The organism is Hoeflea sp. BAL378 (genome assembly GCF_000759435.1).
GTDB lineage: Bacteria > Pseudomonadota > Alphaproteobacteria > Rhizobiales > Rhizobiaceae > Hoeflea.
In genome coordinates this window covers 1-21,095 of sequence record NZ_JRJG01000038.1, presented here as the reverse complement: position 1 = coordinate 21,095, position 21,095 = coordinate 1, and the positions used below count along the sequence as shown (strand labels likewise).

The following is a 21,095-nucleotide window of genomic DNA, read 5'->3' as shown; positions in this document are numbered from 1 at the left end:
ATTCAGTTTGAGAAAAAGCCGGCCCGCTGAGGGGCCGGCCTGATGTTCAGCAGACGCTACTTGAACAGCGCTTCCGCCTCTTCAATGCTCAAGGCGCTGGTGTAGGAATAGAAGCCCGGCTTGCCTTCAAGCTCGGTCGCCACTTCCTGAAGGTTCGACGCATCGATGAACGGAATCGGCAGATACATGGCGTTGCCGTACTGGCCGGCAGTCGCAGGCTCTTTCAGTTCACGACCCTGAAGCATCAGCACGGCCACGTTCAGCGCGCTGGCCATGACGCCGGGAGGGTTGACGGACGCGCCGGAATTCAGGTCGTCCTTGACCCAGAGATCGATGAAGTCCTTGCGGATCTCGCCGGTCGCGGCGATCTTGCCGGCCTGCGGGGAATCCTGGATCGAGCGCCATGCGCCGGCGGCCATGCCGTCCTGCACCCAGACGCCGTCGATGTCGGGATAGGTGGCGAGCAGGTTCTGCATCGCCTGCTGGCCCTGCGCCTGGTCCCAGTTCGCGTTCACTTCGTTGACGATCTCGATGCCGGGATGCTCGCCGAAGACCTTGCGGTAACCCGCAACGCGCATCTCGTTGGCCGGGTGGCCGGCGACACCGTTGATGGCCACCACCTTGCCCTTGCCGTCGAGCGTCTTGGCGAGCCATGCGGCGCCCGCCTCGGCCCAGGCCTGCTGGTCGATCCCGACATACATGGCGTCAGGCGACGAAACCTCGGCGTCCGTGGAGATCACGAGCACGCCGGCCTCCTTTGCCTGGGCGAAGACCGGATCGAAGGCGGTCGGGCTGTTGGGGTTGATGATGACCGCATCCACGCCCTGGTTGAGGAAGTTGCGCACATGGGCGATCTGCCCCGGCACGTCGACATTTGCGCTCTGGACGACAACCTTGACGGTCACGCCCTTTTCAGCCCATGCGGCGGCGGCGGCCTCCGCTTCTTCAATCATCTGGGTCCGCCATTCGGACCCGACCCAGCCATTGGACAGGCCAATGGTGAATTCTTCAGCCCCTGCGGATGCGATGGAAATTACCGACGCAGCAAGCGCTGCGAGTGTGGTGCGTAGCTTCATTTTGATCTCCCAATAAAATGTGCCCAAGCGATTAGTTCCACGCTTTGCACTCGATTGCAAGCGCAATTGCAATCGATTGCATTGAGCATTCATGGTCCATTCCATCGCAGATTGACACGCCGGTTCATCCGGGCGCGAAATCCGGGCGAGGCACCGACGAGCAAGCGGGAAAATGCCGGGCGCAACCGTCTCGGCGCACCGGGTTTGCAGAGTAGCCGTCTCGGGAAATCGGTGGATTGGAGCGGAGGACTGGTGCAGGTGGTCCCGCATCCCGGAATTATCGGGGGGACGCGGGTTCTGCACAACGAAGAGGCTCGCTTGCGACCAGCCGTCACGATCATGTCGCGGAATTTCAGGGCTTATATGCGGGTGGCGGCGCCAGAAATGCGGTCCACGGCGCCCGACCTTGAGACAGGCGCCTGAACATGTCGCTCAGGCGCCGGGCCGGCGTCAGCCGGCGGCAAAACCCTTGCCGGGCTTGCGGTATTCGGGGCGCGGCGGGCTGAAGATGTCGAGCACGCGCGCGCCATCGGGACCCGCCCGCATCGTGTGCGGAACATTGCCCGGCGTGCGCCAGAAATCACCCTTGCTCACCGGGATCTCCTCGTCGCCTTGGTAGCGGATCGCACTGCCTTCCAGCAGGACGCCCCATTGCTCTTCCGGATGATGATGCATCGTGCCGACACAGCCCGGTTCGATCACGACCACCGAAAGCATGGCGTGTTCGCCCGAAAAGATATGGGTCGTCAGGCCGGTTCCAAGTTCCCGAAACAGTCCGTCGCTCGGATCGTCGAGTTTGTGGAATTCACTTTTCTGGCTCACACTGGTCTCCTCATGTAATGGATGTTGCCTTGACACCGTAGGCGCCCTGGTAGGTCCCATCCGCGATGGATCGCATGATCTCTTCTTCGCGGACGAGAAACGCCTTCACCGCGGCCAGCAGGTCTTCCGCTTTCGCCGGTGCGAAATTCACAATCCCGTCCTCGTCACCCACGATGATATCGCCGGGAGAGATGACGCAGCCGCCGATCGAGACCGGCACGTTGACCTCGCCCGGACCGTTCTTGTAGGGGCCGCGATGGATGGCAGCCCGCGCGTAGCAGGGAAAATCCGAGCTGGCGAAAGCCGCGCTGTCGCGAATGGCGCCATCAATGACGAAGCCCGCAGCGTCTTTTTTCTCGGCGATCGCCTTCATGATCTCGCCAACCAGCGCACGGCTGACGTCGCCGCCACCGTCAACGACGATCACGTCGCCGGGCTTTACAAGCTCCAGCGCCTGGTGGATCGCCAGATTGTCGCCCACCCGGGTCCGCACCGTGAGCGCACGCCCCACCAGCGGTGTTCCGGAATGGAAGGCCCGCAATCCGACCGGCCCCGGCAGCCGGTCGAGGTTGTCGCTGATGACAGCCGTCGGCAGGCCCCGGAACGCATGCACCAGATCGGCCTCCGACATCGGGACGCGCCCTGCATTATCCGCCATGCTCTGCCCCCTGGGTGAGGTCAGCGCCGGAAACACTGTCGACGGCGCGGCGCGTCACCACCACGGTTCCCGCCTCTGCGTCGAGTTCAACGAAATCACCGGTCCGGATGACCTGGGTCGGATCCTGGTCCAGCGACGCCACGACCGGGATACTGCCGATGATGGCGCCGATCGTGGTGATTCCCTCGGACTGCACCTGCACGAAGGCCACTGGCGCGGTCCCGCGCGAGACCATGTCGTAGATCTTGTAGGAACCGCCGGTCGACCCCTTGCCGGTCCGGAACACCAGCACCTTGCCGGCGATGTTCTGGCCTTCCAGCTCGTGCCCGGGCTCGGTGACGATCCCCGTCATGTTGTCGACGCCGCCATTGAAGCTGATCGCTTCCCTGGTCACGATGGCCTCGCCGCTGGCCTTGCCGGCGACAATCTTGCGGCCCTTGAGAATGAGTTTGCTGCCATCCATGATCTCAAGCTCCACACACCGTTGATCGCGGCCTTCATGACCCGATCGAGGTTTCCGTAATGGGTGGACAGCCCGAATTGTCCCGGCGCGTAGAACGCCATCTTTGCCGAGTTGGTTGTCAGGGTCTTGTACCCCTTCGCGGGCGCGATCACGCGGCTTCGCGCAAGGAAGGGGCAGGTTTCCCGGACCACCGTCCCGCCGGCCTTCTCGATGGTCTCGACATAGCCCACGCGTTCCGCCATCGCGTACATCGCGCCCGAGGTGGTGACCCAAAGCGCGACGTCGGCATGCACCTTCTTGTCCACGAGCGCATCGGCGACCTCGCGTATCTCCTGCACCGTGGCGTTCGGGCAGCCCACCAGGATCCAGTCGACGTGATCGGTCGGCTCCTTGTTGAGAAAGGCCTCGGTCTCGGCCTTCTCCGCCTCGCCGAAAACAATCACCTTCTCCGGATCCTTGCCGCCGAAAGCCTCTTCGACCGTCGGCGCCTCGGGCGTCACGCCGACGGCATGGAACATGCTCACCGAGCCGGAAGAGGCCAGCGCCGCGCTCAGCGCCTTCAACTGCTCGATCGTCGGATTGTCGGGAATGCCGGTAAAGACCGGCGTGTCCTGTCCGGCGATCTTGCCGGCAAAGCACCCCAGCGTGCCGTAATCGGTCATGTCGTTGAGCGGAGCCTCGACCTTCACCAGGAAGCTTCCATACCGGTTTTCCTTGAGGTGGAAGCCATATTCCGGCGTTCGTCCGGTCAGCGCCGAGGCAAGGCCGCTGGGCCCGCCTTCGCGGTTCGTCCGAGCCCCGCATACGGAATTCGCAAACACCACCGCCGAGGATTCGCCCCACGCCATGTGCTCGCCGAAGCGCGGATTGTTGCCGACGAGATAGGGAATGCAGGAATTGCAGGAATTCGCTCCCATCCCGGCATAGGCTGCCGTCAGACGCCTCTGCATCACCTCATCCGACTCGGGAATCCCGATCTCTTTCCATTTCGTGGGATCGATCGCCGTCGGATTGGTTGTCACCCGCGTGACGAAATTTCCACCCTGCGCACGGATATCCTCGACAAAGCGCGTCCCTGCCTCTTCGGCCACCAGCACGGAGGAGCCCGCCATATGGACGTTGTTGGTGCGCACCAGCCGTTCGGCCCCGAAGCTTTCGCCCAGGGCCACCAGGATTTCCATGGCCTTCTTGACGGCGGTGCCACTGTCACCGTCGAGCATCCGCTGCTCTTCTTCGGTCAGAACCATAGGCGGCACTCCTTGAATTGCTTGTCGACGACAGGACAGGCCATGCCGCCCGGAAACCTCGGCCGAAATCGCTCGGCCGGATGGTGATCTCAGACAGTGATAGGGTCCGCGATACACAAATAAAAACGATATATTTGCATCGATTTTCATTCGCTGAAGGAATGTGTATGCTGCTGTGGGAGGCGGCAGTCGCCTACCGCTGCGAACTTACCCAACTCCGGCCGCGAGCCGGGACGGAGGCTGTGATCATTACCTTGAAACAACTTGAGGGCCTCTACTGGATCGGCCAGCTCGGCACCTTCGAACGGGCCGCGGCCAGGCTGAACACCACCCAGTCGGCGATATCGAAGCGGATACAGGAGCTGGAGCTCGATACCGGGGTCACGCTGTTCGATCGCAGCCAGCGCAATGCGGTGATGACCGAAAAGGGCGAGCAGCTCTTGGCGCTCGCCGAGGAAATGCTGGCTCTGCGCCAGCGCGCGGCTTCTATCGCCCGGCAGGACGACGTTCCGGCCCGGCTGCTCCGGCTGGGCGTCACCGAACTGAGCGCTTTGACCTGGCTGCCCCGGTTCATCTTCGCGCTGCGCGCGGCGCATCCCAATGTCGTGATCGAGACCGAGGTCGATCTCGGCCGCAACCTTCACGACCGGCTGACGGAGGGCCAGCTCGACGTCATCATCGTGCCGGATGCCTTTGCCAGCCCGCATGTCACGTCCCTGCATCTTGCGCGGGTCAGGAACGTCTGGATGGGCAGTCCGAAGCTGGTCGGCGCCCCCCGCCGCGTCTCGATCGAGGAACTGACCGAACACACGATCCTGGTGCAGGGGAACCGGTCCGGCACCGGCCTCTGGGTCGCCAACTGGCTGCAGTCGGAAGCCGCGGTCGTGCGGCGGCAATTCTCCAGCGACAGCCTGATCGCGCTGCTGGGCATGACGGTGGCCGGTCTCGGCGTGACCTACCTTCCGTTGCTGTGTTTCGAACCGCTGGTGGCCGAGGGGAAGCTTGCGATCATACCGACGGAGCCCGAATTGCCGGACATTCCCTATGTTGTCAGCTACCGCAAGGATCTCCCGAACGCCTTCGCGGCGCGCGTCGCCGAACTGGCGCGCGAAAGCTGCGATTTTTCGCGCCAGTTGCAGAGCTGAGGCGACGGCGCCTTACCAGGCCGGCTCGGCCCCATGCCGTGACGCCAGAGAGCCTGCGCAAGCGCTCGGGCTAGCCCCTTTGGCTTCCCGCGAAAGCAGAGATTTTTTCGCGCGCCGGCGCCGGGCGTGGTTTGTCGATCAATTTCTTCAGCACGAAGGGAATGAGTCCGCCTTCGCGCAGATAGTCAAACTCGATCGGCGTATCCACCCGGAGCATGATCGGAACTGTTTCCGGCTCCCGGTCGTCCCGCGCAATGACGAGACGAAGCGGCTGGCCCGGAGCTGCGGTGTCGTCAATGCCGAGAATGTCGAAACGCTCCGCGCCGGTAAGGCCCAGCGTCTGGGCATTGACCCCCTCGGGCCATTGGCATGGCAGGACTCCCATGCCCACGAGGTTGCTGCGGTGGATACGCTCGAAACTGCTGGCGATGACCGCACGGACGCCCAGCAGCCGGGTCCCCTTGGCCGCCCAGTCGCGCGCGCTGCCGGTGCCGTACTCCTCGCCCGCCATGACGATCAGCGGCACCTGTTCCTCGCGGTAGCGCATGGCGGCGTCGAACACCGTCATCTGTTCGCGATCTGGCTGGTGCAGCGTCATGCCGCCTTCGATCCCCGGAACCATCAGGTTGCGCAGCCGGACATTGGCGAAGGCCCCCCGGATCATCACCTCGTGGTTCATGCGGCGCGCCCCATAATTGTTGAAGGCGCCTGGCGCGACCCCATGGGCGGCAAGGTATTTGCCGGCCGGGGTCCTTATCCCGATCGTCCCGATCGGACTGATATGATCGGTGGTGACCGAATCTCCCAGAATGACCAGGCTGCGCGCGCCCCTGATCTCGGCCAGCGTGGAGACCCGCAGATCGTCGTCGAGGAAAGGCGGCTCCTTGAGGTACTCCGACTCCGGCTCCCAGGGATAAAGGCTTCCGGTTGCCTGGGGGATTTCGGCCCAATAGGGATTGCTGGATTCAAAGTCGGAATCATAGATGTCCCGGTAGAAAGCCGGATCCGCCGCAGTGGCCAGGGCCTGCGCCAGCTCCTCCTGGGTGGGCCAGATGTCGGACAGATAGACAGGCTCGCCGGTCCCTGCCGCATGGCCTAGGGGCTCGTGGGTGAGATCGATGTTGACGGTGCCCGCCAGCGCAAACGCGACCACCAGCGGCGGACTTGCAAGGAAGGAGGCGCGAACCGCCGGATGGATACGCGCCTCGAAATTGCGGTTGCCCGACAGCACCGCGCAGGCAACCGTCCCGTTCTCGTTGATCTCTTCTTCGAGCGCGCTGTCTATGGGCCCCGATGCGCCGACGCAGGTCGCGCAGCTATAGCCAACCACCGCGAAACCCAGTTCGTCGAGATAATCCTGCAGGCCGGTCGCTTCCAGATACTTGCTGACCACGCGAGACCCCGGCGTCAGCGACGTCTTGACCGAGGGCCGCATCTTCAGCCCAAGCTCGACGGCCTTTTTCGCCACAAGTCCCGCCGCCAGCATCACCGAGGGGTTCGAGGTATTGGTGCAGGATGTGATCGCCGCAATGACGACATCGCCATCGGCCACCGTGTGGGCGTCCCGAGATTTCGCGTCCGCCGGCGCCTTCGACCGTCCGTAGCCGCCTTCCGCTGCGGGCCGTTCCAGAAGACCGGTAAATTCCCTGGCGAGCGCGCCGAGCGGCACACGGTCCTGCGGCCGCTTGGGCCCGGCCACGCAAGGCTCGACCCTGGTCAGGTCGAGGTCGACGACACGGCTGTACTCCACCGACCCCGCTTCGGCGGCGCCGAAACACCCCTGGGCGCGGTAGAACTTCTCGGTGGCGGCCACGGTCGCCTCGTCGCGGCCGGTCTGGCGCAGATAGCGACATGTCTGCTCGTCAACCGGAAAATAGCCGATCGTCGCGCCATATTCCGGCGCCATGTTCGAGATCGTCGCCCGGTCGGGCAATGACAGGCGTCCGACGCCCTCCCCGAAGAATTCGACGAACTTGCCGACCACCTTGGCCTCGCGCAGCATTTCCGTGACATGCAGCACAAGATCGGTCGCCGTCACGCCATCGCGAAGCGCGCCGGTGACGTGGACGCCCACGACATCGGGCGTGAGGAAATAATTGGGCAGCCCCAGCAGCGCGGCCTGCGCCTCGATTCCGCCAACGCCCCAGCCGACCGTGCCCAGACCCGCGATCATGCAGGTATGGGAATCGGTCGCCACCATCGTGTCCGGGAAGGCGACGCCGTCGCGCGTCAGGAACCCGGGCGCCAGGAATTCGAGGTTCAACTGGTGCAGAATGCCGGCGCCGGGCGGAAAAAGCCGGATGCCGTCATAGGCCTGCATCGCCCATTTGACGAACCGGTAGCGCTCGTAGTTGCGTTCGATATCGAGTTCCATGTTGCGCAACAGCGCGCTGGCATTGCCGTAATAGTCCACGGTCAGCGTGTGGTCGAGCGCCATGTCGACATGGACTTCCGGCTGAACGTTTTCCACCGGCAGCCCAAGCCGGTTCATCGCGCCGCGGATTGCCGTCACATCGCCGAGCAGCGGGATGCCGGCGGCGCAGTTGAGCGCGAGACGCCCGACGGTAAAAGGCACCTCTTCGGTGCGCACGGCATTTGGTTTCCAGTTCGCCAGCGCACGCACCTGATCGGCGGTTATGGTCCGTCCGTCGCAATGGCGCAGCACCGATTCCAGAACCACGCGCAACACCACCGGCAGGCGGGACACCGCACCTACCCCATTGGCTTCGAGCGCAGGGACCGAATAGAAATCCAGCCGCCCCTTGCCGGGAAGGTCGATAGGCTGGCGCGCAATCGTGTCAAACGGATTGGTCATGATCTTCCTCTTCACATGCAAATTTGGCGGACGCTGTCAGTCCGCAGCAAGCAGCAGCGCCAGGTCAGTGACGGATTCGAGATTTTCCAGGTTCTCGACAAGGTCGGCGATTTCCTCGGCGCGGCTCACGGAGATCCGCTTGCAGGCCAGCAGCAGGAACTTGTCGCGCAATTCATCCGCCGAACACGGATCCGCCGGGGTTCCGTGGCATTCCATCACCATGCCTTGCCTTTCCGTGCCGTTCCTGAGACGCAGCGAAACGCGCGCGCCGAACTTCGCGGGATAGACGGCCTCCACATCGGGATCGACAACCAGATCGACACGCTGTGCAAGCGCGCGCGTGCGCGGATCCGCGACCGCTTCGGTCCGGAAGCTGTCGGGATCGCGCGGATCTCCCAGAAGCGCCACGGCGGAGCAGAAGGGGATGCTGTATTGCGCGCCCATCGTGTCGGTGGGAGCCTTCTCGCCGTTGTTGCGCGCCGCATAGCTGCTGACGCCGACAATCACCTGCTCAACATCCTCGGGGTCCAACGGGCCGTCGCCGCGCAGATCCAGCAGCACCTGCATCACGGAATGAATCCATCCGCAGATCGGGTAGCCCTTGAACCACACCTGGTTTATGGCCCAGGTGCTGCCGAGATCCGCGACCAGACGCGCGGGGTTCGCGCCGCTGCCGCCATAGACCGGCAGAAGGCCGAATTTGCCGTCGATGGCGCCGGGCGGCCCCATGAAGCCCGCCGCGGCAAGGCGGCTCGACCGCACCCCCTCGCCTGCCGCGCGCCCCAGATGCAGACGCTTCACCATGCCGCCGCCGTTTCCCGCCGCGAAATTCTTGATGCCGCCCGCCGCCGAGGCCGACAGTCCGACCGCCGAACGCAACTGGTCAAGCGGCAGATCCATGACGATCGAGGCGGCCATCGCCGCAGCGGTCGGCGCCGTGAGGCTGGTGGTGTGGAACCCGCGCCCCGCGGGTTCGGTGCCCATCCCGAGGCCGATCCGGTGCATGGTCTCGTAGCCCGCCACGACGGCCTTGACGAGGATATCGCCGCGCGCGCCGTTCGCCTCGGCCGCGGCCAGCGCCGCCGGCACCACTGCCGCGGCAGGATGAATGATCGATTCCGCGATCAGGTCGTCGAGTTCGAATCCGTGGATCGCGGTGCCGTTGCAGATTGCCGCCGCCGTCACCGGAAGGCGCAGCGCGCGCCCGATCACCGTCGCCGCCCCATCGCCTCCATCGCTTGCAAGCTCGGCTGCAAGGATCTGCGACCAGGGTTGCGTCGATCCGAAAAAGGCGCAGCCGAATGCGTCCAGGATGCAGGCTTTCGCCATGACCCGCGCATCGTCCGGAATGTCTCGCGGAGCGAGTTCATGCAGAAACCGCGTGAGTTGGAAACCCTCTGTCTCTTCCATTCGGCACCCTCTCCAGCGCAGCATTCAAACGCATCGTCCAAACCGCCGCAGCAGCCGCCAAGCGTCTTGCACGAAAGCGATGAGAGCGACGCGGACCCTGCAGCTTGCCAGGGTTCGGTCGCGCGGTTCTGGGTCAGAGAGTAGGGAGTGGACCGTCCGCAGACAATCCAACAATACATCATAGCGCTATAGGTTGCGTGTCTAGTCGGCGGGCCTGGCGCGCTTGCGGGCGGCCAAGAATTTGACCAGCCGCCCCGGCCGCCATGGACAGATCGTTCAACTCCGCTGGTGGGACTGAACCACCTTCTTGGTCATGTTCGGCGCCATGGTCTGGATGAAGTCATAGATGTAGCGGCGAAGATAGGCGCTTTTCCTGAACCGGATCGCGGTGGTGCTCGATTCGAACAGGTGGCTCGCATCGCGCGCGCGCAGATCGCCGTCATGCAGCGGGTCTACCGCAACGGTCGCCAGAATGGCGATGCCAAGGCCAAGCTCCACATAGGTCTTGCCGATATCGGCGTCGACGGCGGTAAAGGGGATGTTCAGCTCGATCCCGCGCCGTACGAAGGCATCGAGGATCTTCCACTGGCCGCTCCTGAACGCATCATGGGCGATCACCGGATATTTGGCGATCTCCTCCAGAGTCAACGGCTCCACCGTCAGGATCGGATGGTCCTTCGGCGCGATCACGCTGCGCTTGATCTCGAAGCACGGCAGCACCGCCAGGCTTGGAAACGACCGCATCGCCTCCGTGCCGATCGCAAGATCGGCGACGCCGCTTTCGATCATCTCGCAGATTTCGGTCGGGTTGCCTTGCAACAGGCCGATCTGCACCCGGGGATAACGTTTCAGGAAGGCGTTGATCACCTTTGGCAGGATATAGCGCGCATGGGTATGCGTCGTGGCGATGACGAGGCGCCCCTGCTGCAGGTTGTCGTAATCGTCGCGGATGGAACGCAGATTCTCGATGTCGCTGAAGATCCGCTGTGCGATCTTCAGCACCTCCTGCCCGGGATCGGTCAGGCCCACGACGCGGTTCCGGGTGCGTTCGAAGATATTGAAGCCCAGTTCGTATTCGAGCAACTGGATCTGCTTGCTGATCGCCGGCTGCGACGTGTGCAGCGCTTCCGCCGCGGCTGAAATGTTGTTGCCGCAGCGATTGACCTCCAGCACATAACGTATTTGACGAAGCTGCACGGTTACTCCATTCCCCGACCCGCCAGCGCATCCACCCGCGCCAGAAATCCTTGTTCCGGGCCGCTTCTAACTGGTGCCCGTCAGCCCCGGACGCGCCTTTGTCCAAGCGTCCAGTCGGAAACCCTAACCCCCAAAACCTTTGGGGTAAAGGGCGGCGGCTTCCGCCGCGCGCCCAACTTCGCTCATGCCGGTCCCAGCGCCGCCTGCGCCGCACTGCGTCCGGCCAGGCGCCCGAAAACAGAGCCGCTGGTCAAACCGGTCGAGCCCGGATAATTGAAGTAAAACAGGCCTCCAACCATTTCGCCCGCAGCATAAAGCCCCTTGATCGGCTTCATGTTCACGTCGCGGACCTGGCCGTCATTGGTGATCCCCAGCCCGCCGAATGTGAAGGTGATGCCGCACGTGACGGAGAACGCTTCGAACGGGGGATTCTCCAGGCCGACGGCCCAGTTTGATTTCGGCTGGTCCAGCCCCACGGTGCAGCGTCCGTCCTTCAGTGTCGGATCGAACGGCACGTCCTTCTTGACCGACGCATTGAAGTCCTTGAGCGTCCTGATGAGCTGCTCGGTGTTCACGTCATCGATCTTCTCGGCCAGTTCCTCAATCGTATTGGCGATGACCTTGGTCACCCGGCGCGACCGGTATTCGGGCCGCAAGAGATGCGTCACCGAGGAATCGAACAACTGCCAGGCGAACTGCTGCGGCTGCTTCATGATGATGTGGCCGTACTTCGCATAAGTGTAGTTGCGGATGTCGGCGCCTTCATCGAGAAAGCGCTTGCCGTCGGCGTTCACCATGATCGAGAAGGGATAGCTGTCGCGCTCGTAGTCGTCGATCACCTCGAAGCTGCCATACTCATCCGCATAGCGTTCCCAGCCGACGGCGTGGCAGCCGGACCAGTTACCGCGCGGCTGCGCGCCGATCCGTAGCGCCATGTCGAGACCGTCGCCGGTGTTGTACTTGGTGCCGCGAACCTTGGCGAGGTCCCAGCCCGGTCCGAGATACCGGGTGCGCCATTCCGCATTTGCCTCGAACCCGCCACAGGCAAGAACAACGGTTTTTCCATGGAAATGCGTCGTCTTGCCTTTGACGCGGGCGATGACGCCATGCACGCCGTCATCATCGTGGATCAGGTCCCGCACCCAGGCGTCATAGACGATGTCGACGTTCCTGCGTTCCGCCGCGGAAAACAGGAAGTCGACCATCCCGCGCCCGCCGCCCACGACGGCCAGGGTGGCGCCACCCCAGAACTTGTACCGCCCATCGACCTTGAAGGACTGGCGCCCGAATTGCGGCAGGAACTTCAGGCCCTGCTCGCGCAGCCAATGCATGACCGAATTGCTTTGGCGCACCAGGATCTCGCACAGATCCGGATCCGTGCGCATCTCGGTCACCCGCGCCATGTCGTCGAAGAACGTATCTTCCGTGTAGACTCCGAAATCGCTGTTCTTCTCCTCTTCCGACAGGTCCGGAGACAGGGCGACGATGTCGTCGGTGCCGTTGTAGGCGAACCGCATCAGCCCTTCCGTATAGGCCGTGTTGCCGCCCCGCTCTTCCTCCGGCGCCCGTTCGAGCACAAGCACGCGCGCACCATTTTCGACAGCAGACAATGCCGCACAGAGCGCGGCGTTTCCGCCGCCCACGACGATGACATCGTATTCGTTCTGACCATTCATGCCTGTGCCTTCCTCCCTTAGAAGCGTGTATTCCTTGGATACTGAACCGAGGCAATTGCTATCATCTGGCGTGGCGAGGTGTCAGAGTATCTCGTCATTCCAGTATGCGTGTTAGTTCTGATCATCCGCTCCTGCTTGCTTCGAGACACTTGTTTTTCGAATAGTGAAACCGGAGTCCGACGCCCGGGGGATTTGACATCGCCAGGGTAGATCTGCGGTTCGGGTTCGGAGCGATTCGAACAGATCATTGGATTTATTATGCTATTTGTTTCGCAGTAGCGCCTGAAGGCGCATGCGGCGAAACTGAAGCGAGCGTATCTAGTTGCTTTCCGGCTCACGGGATCGGTCCCGATCCGCAGCCTGTCGCCGCCGACCAGGTCGGGGCAACCGCGCCCGTCTGTCTACAAAAATTTGGCATGGTGAAAGGATCATTGCCGGCGGCACAAATGCGCTTGGCAGACCCGCCGGCGCCCTTCTGATCTGTGCAGGTTCTTCAAAAATACCGCACGTCGAGAAAAGCAGCCGCATCGCCTCACTTCATAAGCGCGGTCGCTGACAGCGCACTCCAACGATCGAGGGCCGGGGCTCTGAACTCAGCGCCCCGGCCCTCGATGTGTCGGCCGATCGGACCCGTCCGTTAACTCAGGCCTTCTCCGCATCCAGCCATGCGATAATGCGGCGGATGCCTTCGTCCAGGCTGATCTCCGGCTTCCAGCCAAGCGTTTTCTTGATCTTCTCGGGCGTGAATTTCAGCGTGCTGGAGACGGTCGCGCGAATCGCATTGTCGGCCTTGCGGTGTTCGGGTTTCAGGTCCGAACCCATCACCTTGAGGATCGTGTCGACCAGCGTGTTCAACGACGTCGATGTGCCGGTTGCCACCGTCATCGACTCGCGCGAGACATCGGCTTCCATCGCCATCAGGTTCGCGGTGGCGATGTCATGGATATGGATGTAATCATGCACCTCGCTGCCGTCATCGGGAATGGTCGGGCGTTCGCCCCTGCGGATGCTGTCGATCGTATCGATGATATAGGCGGAGTTGACCGCCCGCCGGTGCTGCCGCTCGCCATAGACCGAGGCATAGCGCAGCGAGATCGACGGAACCTTGTAGCGGTCGTGATAAAGCCGGCCGAGGTTCTCGCCCATGATTTTCGAGGCGCCGTAGAGCGCCGCGCCGGGCTGCTGCCCATACCAGTTCCACGCATCGGCTTCGTCCGTCAGCGCCGATTTGGTTTCGCCATAGACGGCGACCGAGGAGGAGAACAGCACCTTCGGGCGGCCGCGATAGCGGCAGGCCTCGAAGACGTTGAGCATTCCCTGGACGTTCACCGCAAGGCCGAGGGCCGGGTTCAGCGTCAGCGGCTTGGTCAGGAACCCCGCAAGGGCATAGATGCCGGCCGCCTCGTCGAGCGCGTCGAACAGCTCATTGGTCCGCAACACGTCTCCCCGTGTCAGCACCACCCGCTTGTCGTCGAGCAGGTCCGCCACCGCCTCCGGCGTGCCCAGGGCAAAATTGTCGAACAGGACGACTTCACTCGCGCCCGCTTTCAGCAGGTGGCGCGTGATCTCCGATCCGACCTGGCTGGCGCCGCCGGTAATGACAAACTTGTTGCCACTGATTTTTACTCCATTGTCCAAGTCCAGTTCCTCTTCTGCCGTTATGCGCCCGGTCCCCCGGACGACCTTGTCCGTCACCGGCGTGGCTGGGCGCTGTCCCTCAGCTTCTCCACGCCCTGCTCAAGATCTGCGTTGCCGCGGGTCAGAGCATGATGTGGATCGCTTTTTCCTCGGTGTAGGAGATCAGTTCCTCGAGCCCGCGTTCGCGGCCGATGCCACTGTTCTTGTATCCGCCATAGGGCATCGCCCGCACATGCGAGCCGACCCCGTTGATCCAGATATAGCCGGCCTCCAGCCGCTGCGCCGTGCGCATGGCGGCGCTGATGTCGTTGGTCCAGACCGCGGCCGTCAGTCCGAGATCGACGCCATTGGCGATCTCGATCATTTCCTCGGTATCGGACCAGCGCATGACCGACAGGACCGGGCCGAAGATCTCCTCCTGCGCGATCCGGGCGCCGGGTTTCACATCGGCAAACACGGTCGGCTCGATCCACAGCCCCTTGGCAAACCCCTCGCCTGCGGGCCGCTTGCCCCCGGCGGCCAGGCGTGCCCCGTCCTCCTTGCCCGCATTGATGTAGTGCAGCACCTTGCGGTAGTGCGGCGGCGAGTTGATCGGTCCCATCTGACTTGCTTCGTCAAACGGATCGCCCACGCGGATGGCTTTCACTTCGCGCACGACAAGGTCGAGCACCTGGTCATAGATCGAATCCTGCACCAGCAACCGGCTTGTCGATCCGCAGGACTGGCCCTGCCAGCCGAAATTCATGCCGCTGACCGCCGCCTTGGCGGCCTTCTCGATCGGCGCATCGGCGAAAACGATGAACGGGTTCTTGCCGCCAAGTTCGAGCGTCACATGCTTGACCGCCACCTCGGCCGCGGCGCGCTGGATTGCCATACCGGTCGGTGCCGAACCGACAAAGGACAGCCGCTTGATTTTCGGATGCCGCACGATCGCCTCGCCGGTCTCGCGTCCGCCGGTGACGACGCTGAGGATCCCCTTCGGCAGCACCTGGCTGGCGACCTCGCCAAAGATCGCCGCCGAAAGCGGGCTCTGCTCGGACGGCTTCAGGATGATCGCGTTTCCCGCCATCAAAGGCGCGCCAATGCCGCACAGGGCAAAATAGATCGGGTGATTGAAGGCGAGGATCCGCCCGCAGACGCCATAGGGCTCACGGATCGAGAAATGGAGATTGCCCGCCGTCGAGGGAATGCTGTGGCCCTTCAACTCATAGGCGAGGCCGATGAAGTATTTCAGCCGCTGCAGCCCGTTGATCAGGTCGTTGCGCATCGGCTTGATCGTGTTGCCCGTATCGGCCACCTCGATGCGCAGGATTTCGTCGGACCGCTCTTCCAGCCTGTCACAGAACGCAAGAAGATAGTTCCCCCGCTGCTCCATCGACAGCGCCGCCCAGCCCGGCTGCGCGGCCTGTGCCGCCGCAACCGCGCGCGCCACATCGGCTTCCCCGGCCATCGGCACCTTGCCGAGATAGCTCTCATCGGCCGGGTTGAAGCTTTCGAGCCAGGCCCCGCTTTCAGCCTCCACCAACTCGCCGCCGATGAGCATCTTGCCGACAAAGCCCGCCGACCCTGCCTCGGGACCGTCTTGCGTCCATTCCGGCGACAGATCGCTTTTCGCTTCCGACATTCTCATCACTCCCTATCGTGGCGCCGCGGCCATTCAGTTGGTCCGGACGGTTGACTGCATCGGTTGCAGGCTACGGCTGACCCCGGGCCGGGCAGACCGAGATTTAAACCGAGCCGAAGGCTCCCGGGATCGTCATGGCGTTTCCTCCGCAGCAAGATCTAGACAAACCTCCTGCCTGAAACAAAGTGTATTAGCCTATGCCGCTATAGCCTGCGGGAAGAGCCTTGACGTCTGCGCAAACCGGATCGGCGTCGAGCCGGGCGATCCACCCTTCCATGCCGGGCGATGACGCAGGATAGCGCGCCATCACCTCGGGGTCATGGCCGGGCACGATGTGGTCCGGCGTTTCCGCCAGGCGCAGCAACTCGTCAAATGCAGCCAGCATGTCGGCCAGGTTGTAGAAGGCCGGAAAGGGTATTCTCCGCTCCAGATTGGCGTAGAAATGCAATGCATCCGCGGCCAGCACCACCCAGCCCCGCGCGGTATGAACCCGCACAACCTGATGGCCGTCGGTATGGCCGCCGACCAGGTGCACGGACAGGCCCGGAGCAATCTCCTGCGTGCCGTTGCAGAACGCGACCCGTCCGATGAAAAGCCGCCGTACCATTTCCACGACATCCTCGGCCTCGAAGTGATGGCGGAAAATATCCTGGCACATGCAACGCCCGGTGCAGAACGACATCTCGCGTTCCTGGATATGGAACGTCGCCTTGGGAAAGAGCGGCAGGTTTCCCGCGTGATCGTAATGCATGTGGGTGATGATGACATGCTCGACCGTGCCCGGATCGACGTCAAGCGCGCGCAATCCTTCGGCCACCGGCCTCAGGATCTGCCGTCCTCGTTTCTCACCTGTCGCCTTGGAAAACCCGGTATCGACGAGGATGGCCCGCCCGTCGTCGCCCTTGATGACCCAGACATAATAATCGAGAGGCATCGCGACATCGTGGCTGTCGCCTCCCAGGAAATTCTCGGAGGAGCGCCGTTCAAGATGCCCGTAGCGGATCGCGTGAATGCTGTAGAGCGGGAGCGCCGCGGCGCTCGCCTCAGGCTTACTTGTATCCATAGATCACCTGGGGCAACCATGTTGCGAGTTGCGGGAACACCACCACCATCGCCAGCACCATCAGCTCCAGCACAATGAAGGGAATGACGCCGCGATACATATCCATGAGCGTGATGCTCGGCGGCGCGATCGCCCGCATGTAGAAGATCGAAGGCGCCATCGGTGGCGTGATATAGGCGGTCTGAAGCGTCACCAGGAACAGGATGCAGAACCATTGCGGGTCGATCCCGTAGAGCTTGACCAGCGGCATCGCCACCGGAATGACCAGCAGCACAACCGAGATCAGATCCAGGATGAACCCGCCGAGGAAGGTCAGGACCAGGATTGCCACGATCGCCGGCCATCCCGCCAGGCCATATTGATCAAGGACGCCCTGAATTGCGTGCATCCCCCCCGAAGCATAGAAAACGCCCGCAAACATATTGCCGGCGAGAATGATCAACATGATCATCGCCGTGATTTTCAGGGTGCTGTAGAGCGAAGAGACCATCACTTTCCAGGTGATCTGCCCGTGCATCAGCGCCAGCAGGAAACTGCCGAACGCGCCGCAGGCCGCCGCTTCCGTCGGCGTCGCCCATCCCATGAGGATCGTGCCGAGCACCATGAAGATCAGTGCCGCAGGCGGAAGCAGCGCCAGCACCGTCATGCTGAGGATGGCGAAAACGCTGAGCGCGGGGCCCTCGTCCTGGATCAGGCGCCGCGACGCCCGGTTGGGCCCGACCCAGCTATTGACGATGATGTAGAGGATGAACATGCCTGACATCAGGATGCCCGGCAGCATGATCCCGGCGAACAGATCGCCCACCGGCAGGTTGGCGATCGGGGCAAGAACCAGCACCGTGATCGACGGCGGGATCATCGTGCCCAGCGATCCCCCGGCGCAGATCGTTCCCGCGATCAGCCGGTTGTCGTAGGCATGCTTCACCATCGGCGGGATCGCCAGCATGCCGACAACGATTTCCGTCGCGCCCGCCACGCCGCTGGCCGCGGCGAAGATCGTCGCCATCACCACCGCGCCAACGCCCAGGCCGCCGGGAATGCGGCGGGTCCACAAATGGATTGCGTCGAACAGCCGCTCCGCGATCCCCGAGCGCTCGAGCATCGCGCCCATGAAGATGAACAGCGGAATGGCCCCGAGAACATAGTTCCCGGAGACGTCATAGACCTTGGAGACGAGCTGAAAGACAACAGCATCATCGAATCGGAGATATCCGAAGACAAGCGCGACGCTCATCATCGAGAAGGCGATGGGGAATCCCAGTATGATCAGCAGGAACAGTGCCGGGAACATCCAGAGGCCGAGATCCATCATTCCATCGCCTCCGCCGGCGAAGGAGCGGCAAGGAGATAGCTGAGCGCGCGGATCACTTCGGCGACGATCTGCAGCGTGAAGATGACAAAACCCGCGGCGATTGCGCTGCGGTGCGGCCAGACGACAGGGTTCCAGGACGACTCTCCCGTCACCTCGCCGGTCTGGAAGGCATGAACCGCATTCCCGCACAGCTTCCAGCTTATCCAGGCCACGCAGGGAAGGAGCAGGCAATAGCCCAGCAGGTCGATGACGGCGCGGCCCTTCCGGCCGATGAATTCGTCGATGATGTCGACCGAAACATGCTGGCGCACCTTCAGGGTATAGGCGATGCCGAACACGAAAACCGCCGCCATGAGCATGTAGCTTGTTTCATAGGCCCAGGCTGTCGGGGCCCGGAAAACGTAGCGGCTGACCACCTCGTAGACCATCGACCCGATCAGCGGGACGATCATCACCACCCCGATCACGGCAGTCGCATCCGTGATCCTCTCAATAACCCTCACAGCCTTCATCGAAGCCTCGTTCCATCCATCGTTGATCCACCGTTTGCGATGCGCAGACAGCGATTGCCGTTGTCGTGACCGGGCCGGTCAGCAGACCGGCCCGGTCGGGTTGGCTGAGGGGCGCGGCCGCCCTCGCGGGACGGGCGCGCCGGACACGCCTTGTCCAGGCTTACTCGACGCTGGCAGCACCGATCGGAATGCGGAACTCGCTCCAGCGAGAATAGCGCTTCTGGAACGCGCGCTGACTGTCATAGACCCGCTTGAACCAAGGGTTTTCCGCAGCCTTGCCGTCGGCCCATTCGTAGGAGGCTTTGCGGGCCGCCTCAATGAACTCAGGGTCGAGAGTGACGATTTCGTTGTCGCCCTCCGTCAGCGTGTTCCAGCCGTCGACATCCTCGTCGCCATATTGGAGGAAGGTATCGAAGGCGTTCAGTTCGGCCGCCAGCTTGATCTGGTTCTGGTCATGGGGCGAGAGCTGCGCCCAGGCGTCCTTGTTGAACATGCATTCCTGCAGGCTCGACGGCTGGTGGATCCCCGGAACCACGATGTATTTCGAAATGGTCCGGAATCCGGTGGAGACGTTCAGGGCAGGACCGCCCCATTCGACCGCGTCCACGACATGGCGTTCCAGCGCGCTGAAGACCTCGCTGCCGCCAAGCACCACGGTCGATGCGCCGAGCCCGGCCGCGATGTCGGCCCAGGCGCCGGCCGTGCGGATCTTGAGGCCCTTGAAGTCCTCGAGCGTGCGCACGGGCTTGTGCGAATGCAGGAAGACCTCCGTCTCGGCCACCGCACAAGGGAAGCTCACGACATCGAACTTCTCCAAGCGCCATTCGGCCAGCATTTCGGCGCCGCCGGCCTTGTACATCCACAGGAGCTGCTCCTCGGGCGTCAGGCCGCCGGCCCAGCCCCCGAACGGCGCGCCGGCGGTGTCGACCCCCCAGTCATAGCCCGGCCAGTTGTGGCCGACCTGGGTAATGCCGTTCTGCACCGTCTCGGTAACCTTGAGGGCGCTGCCCATCGTGCCCGGCTGCGAGATGTCGATCTTGACCCGCCCGTCGGTCATCTCGTCCACGAGGCGGACAAAATTCGTCACGCCGTAATCCAACCAGTGACCACCCGAATAGGTCGCCATGGTCCAGCGCACGTCCTGCGCCGTAGCCGGGCCTGCACTCAGGCAGAGCGCCATGCCGAACACACCGGCCAGCAACCTGCCACGCAACATCGAAGGCTTTATGTTTTTCATCATTTCATCTCCCGTTTCCATAACTCGTCATGACTTTGGACTTCATGATTCCCGCCCTCCGCAGGCCTCATTTCTCTGTCCCTTCAAATACAGGGACGGATTCTTTCTGAGCTTCGCCCTCTTTCGGCCGCGACAGGTAGACACCGGTGATCAACGCGCCGAAGGCGATCACGCCGACCACGGTGGTCCAGGGCGTGACGTAGAGCATCATCAGGCTTGCCAGGCCGAAGGCTGCGCGCCAGGCAAGCGACATCGGCCGGGTGAACCAGCCGATGATCGCGATCGCCAATCCGAAAATGACCATGGTCCCCACCAGGATGGCGCCGGCGATGTCGCCCCAGGAGCCTTGCAGCAGGAGGCCGGGGTAATAGGCGAACGCGAAGGGAATGATGAATCCGGCGCTGCCGAGCTTGGTTGCATGCAGTGCCGCGCGGATGGGGTCGCATCCGGCGATGCCGGCCGCGGCATAGGCGGCGATCGCCACCGGTGGCGTGATCGCCGACAGACAGGCGTAATACAGAACGAACAGATGCGCCGCGACGGGCGACATCCCGAAATTGACAAGCGGGGGTGCTGCGATCGCTGCCACGATGACATAGGCCGCCGTCGTCGGCAGCCCCATGCCGAGAATGATCGACCCGATCATCACCAGAAGCAGGGTGACGAAGAAGACGCCGTTGGAAACCGAGAAGATGGCGCTGGCGAATTTCAGCCCCACGCCCAACACTTCGATGACGCCAACCACCAGACCCGCCGTCGCGCAGGCCACGGCAATGAGCGCCGCATTCTTCGCGCCGAAGACCAGCGCGTCGATCCATCCCGAAAGGTCGAGCCGGGTCTCCTTCCGCACCGTGGTCACCACCACCAGTGCGAGGAAGGCATAGAATCCCGCCAGGATCGGCGAATAGCCGTATATCATCGAAAACAAGAGAACCGCGACCGGCACGAGAAAGGGCGGCAACCGCACCAACGCCCTGCGCATTTCAGGCCAGCTTGCCCGGGCGCTGCGTTGCTGATTGACCCGCCCGGCCTCGAAATGGACCATCGCGCCGATGGAGAGATAATAGAACAGCGCCGGCAGCAAGGCGGCGGTAATGATCGACAGATAGGAGGCGCCGGTGATCTCGACCATCACGAAGGCTGCGGCCCCCATGATCGGCGGCATCAACTGCCCCCCGGTCGAGGCGGTGGCCTCGACCG

The 21,095-nt window shown here is 63.0% G+C and carries 17 protein-coding genes; 1 reads left to right on the top strand and 16 read right to left on the bottom strand.

Annotated elements, in window-relative coordinates; translation table 11 throughout:
• Positions 1-56 precede the first annotated feature (56 nt).
• From LL06_RS10115 to LL06_RS10095, 5 genes are all read right to left on the bottom strand, one after another.
• The gene (locus LL06_RS10115) at positions 57-1,076 is read right to left on the bottom strand and encodes a substrate-binding domain-containing protein (protein ID WP_035526106.1); all 1,020 of its coding nucleotides are present in this window, start codon (positions 1,074-1,076) and stop codon (positions 57-59) included.
• Positions 1,077-1,526: 450 nt separating this feature from the next.
• Complete coding sequence (locus tag LL06_RS10110) at positions 1,527-1,898, bottom strand: cupin domain-containing protein (protein ID WP_035525725.1); 372 nt, start codon at positions 1,896-1,898, stop codon at positions 1,527-1,529.
• Between the two features lie 10 nt (positions 1,899-1,908).
• Positions 1,909-2,529 carry an RraA family protein gene (locus LL06_RS10105; protein WP_244447093.1) on the bottom strand — a complete coding sequence of 207 codons (621 nt, stop codon included), beginning with the start codon at positions 2,527-2,529 and terminating at the stop codon, positions 1,909-1,911.
• Between the two features lie 16 nt (positions 2,530-2,545).
• On the bottom strand, positions 2,546-3,019 hold the full coding sequence (locus tag LL06_RS10100) for a DUF126 domain-containing protein (RefSeq protein ID WP_052161385.1): 474 nt from the start codon (positions 3,017-3,019) through the stop codon (positions 2,546-2,548).
• A complete protein-coding gene (locus LL06_RS10095) occupies positions 2,947-4,416 on the bottom strand; it encodes an aconitase X catalytic domain-containing protein (RefSeq protein WP_201772324.1) in 1,470 nt (489 codons plus the stop codon). Before LL06_RS10095 ends, LL06_RS10100 begins: the two co-directional genes overlap by 73 nt.
• A 104-nt stretch (positions 4,417-4,520) precedes the next feature.
• Here LL06_RS10095 and LL06_RS10090 point away from each other — a divergent pair, with 104 nt between their 5' ends.
• Positions 4,521-5,411 (top strand): LysR family transcriptional regulator, encoded by an 891-nt coding sequence (locus tag LL06_RS10090; protein WP_244447092.1) that lies wholly within the window; start codon positions 4,521-4,523, stop codon positions 5,409-5,411.
• A gap of 70 nt (positions 5,412-5,481) precedes the next feature.
• On the opposite strand, the gene acnA is transcribed toward LL06_RS10090, so the two are convergent.
• The 11 genes from acnA to LL06_RS10035 form a co-directional block, all read right to left on the bottom strand.
• Positions 5,482-8,226: an aconitate hydratase AcnA gene (acnA, locus tag LL06_RS10085; RefSeq protein WP_052161429.1), complete on the bottom strand. Its 2,745-nt coding sequence runs from the start codon at positions 8,224-8,226 to the stop codon at positions 5,482-5,484.
• Positions 8,227-8,262: 36 nt separating this feature from the next.
• Positions 8,263-9,636 carry an MmgE/PrpD family protein gene (locus LL06_RS10080; RefSeq protein ID WP_052161383.1) on the bottom strand — a complete coding sequence of 458 codons (1,374 nt, stop codon included), beginning with the start codon at positions 9,634-9,636 and terminating at the stop codon, positions 8,263-8,265.
• A gap of 276 nt (positions 9,637-9,912) precedes the next feature.
• On the bottom strand, positions 9,913-10,833 hold the full coding sequence (locus LL06_RS10075; protein WP_035525721.1) for a LysR substrate-binding domain-containing protein: 921 nt from the start codon (positions 10,831-10,833) through the stop codon (positions 9,913-9,915).
• Between the two features lie 182 nt (positions 10,834-11,015).
• Positions 11,016-12,509, bottom strand: coding sequence for an FAD-dependent tricarballylate dehydrogenase TcuA (gene tcuA / locus LL06_RS10070; RefSeq protein ID WP_035525719.1), 1,494 nt, complete (start codon positions 12,507-12,509; stop codon positions 11,016-11,018).
• Positions 12,510-13,151: 642 nt separating this feature from the next.
• Positions 13,152-14,147, bottom strand: coding sequence for an NAD-dependent epimerase/dehydratase family protein (locus tag LL06_RS10065; protein ID WP_052161382.1), 996 nt, complete (start codon positions 14,145-14,147; stop codon positions 13,152-13,154).
• Between the two features lie 121 nt (positions 14,148-14,268).
• Positions 14,269-15,771 (bottom strand): aldehyde dehydrogenase family protein, encoded by a 1,503-nt coding sequence (locus LL06_RS10060; RefSeq protein ID WP_201772323.1) that lies wholly within the window; start codon positions 15,769-15,771, stop codon positions 14,269-14,271.
• 190 nt (positions 15,772-15,961) lie between these two features.
• Complete coding sequence (locus LL06_RS10055; RefSeq protein WP_052161381.1) at positions 15,962-16,834, bottom strand: N-acyl homoserine lactonase family protein; 873 nt, start codon at positions 16,832-16,834, stop codon at positions 15,962-15,964.
• Positions 16,821-18,146 carry a TRAP transporter large permease subunit gene (locus LL06_RS10050; RefSeq protein ID WP_035525716.1) on the bottom strand — a complete coding sequence of 442 codons (1,326 nt, stop codon included), beginning with the start codon at positions 18,144-18,146 and terminating at the stop codon, positions 16,821-16,823. The genes LL06_RS10055 and LL06_RS10050 overlap by 14 nt, the downstream gene beginning before the upstream one ends.
• A complete protein-coding gene (locus LL06_RS10045; RefSeq protein ID WP_201772322.1) occupies positions 18,143-18,613 on the bottom strand; it encodes a TRAP transporter small permease subunit in 471 nt (156 codons plus the stop codon). Before LL06_RS10045 ends, LL06_RS10050 begins: the two co-directional genes overlap by 4 nt.
• A gap of 205 nt (positions 18,614-18,818) precedes the next feature.
• Positions 18,819-19,898, bottom strand: coding sequence for a TRAP transporter substrate-binding protein DctP (gene dctP, locus LL06_RS10040; protein ID WP_210165717.1), 1,080 nt, complete (start codon positions 19,896-19,898; stop codon positions 18,819-18,821).
• Positions 19,899-19,962: 64 nt separating this feature from the next.
• On the bottom strand, positions 19,963-21,095 hold a 1,133-nt coding region (locus LL06_RS10035), incomplete at its 5' end, for a TRAP transporter fused permease subunit (RefSeq protein WP_035525710.1).

Coding starts and splice junctions, on each gene's coding strand:
- LL06_RS10080 (WP_052161383.1), bottom strand. CDS start 9,636: ATGGAAGAGACAGAGGGTTTCCAACTCACGCGGTTTCTGCATGAACTC.
- acnA (WP_052161429.1), bottom strand. CDS start 8,226: ATGACCAATCCGTTTGACACGATTGCGCGCCAGCCTATCGACCTTCCC.
- dctP (WP_210165717.1), bottom strand. CDS start 19,898: ATGATGAAAAACATAAAGCCTTCGATGTTGCGTGGCAGGTTGCTGGCC.
- LL06_RS10055 (WP_052161381.1), bottom strand. CDS start 16,834: ATGGATACAAGTAAGCCTGAGGCGAGCGCCGCGGCGCTCCCGCTCTAC.
- LL06_RS10100 (WP_052161385.1), bottom strand. CDS start 3,019: ATGGATGGCAGCAAACTCATTCTCAAGGGCCGCAAGATTGTCGCCGGC.
- LL06_RS10060 (WP_201772323.1), bottom strand. CDS start 15,771: ATGTCGGAAGCGAAAAGCGATCTGTCGCCGGAATGGACGCAAGACGGT.
- tcuA (WP_035525719.1), bottom strand. CDS start 12,509: ATGAATGGTCAGAACGAATACGATGTCATCGTCGTGGGCGGCGGAAAC.
- LL06_RS10050 (WP_035525716.1), bottom strand. CDS start 18,146: ATGATGGATCTCGGCCTCTGGATGTTCCCGGCACTGTTCCTGCTGATC.
- LL06_RS10105 (WP_244447093.1), bottom strand. CDS start 2,529: ATGTCGGAGGCCGATCTGGTGCATGCGTTCCGGGGCCTGCCGACGGCT.
- LL06_RS10115 (WP_035526106.1), bottom strand. CDS start 1,076: ATGAAGCTACGCACCACACTCGCAGCGCTTGCTGCGTCGGTAATTTCC.
- LL06_RS10095 (WP_201772324.1), bottom strand. CDS start 4,416: ATGAAAATCGATGCAAATATATCGTTTTTATTTGTGTATCGCGGACCC.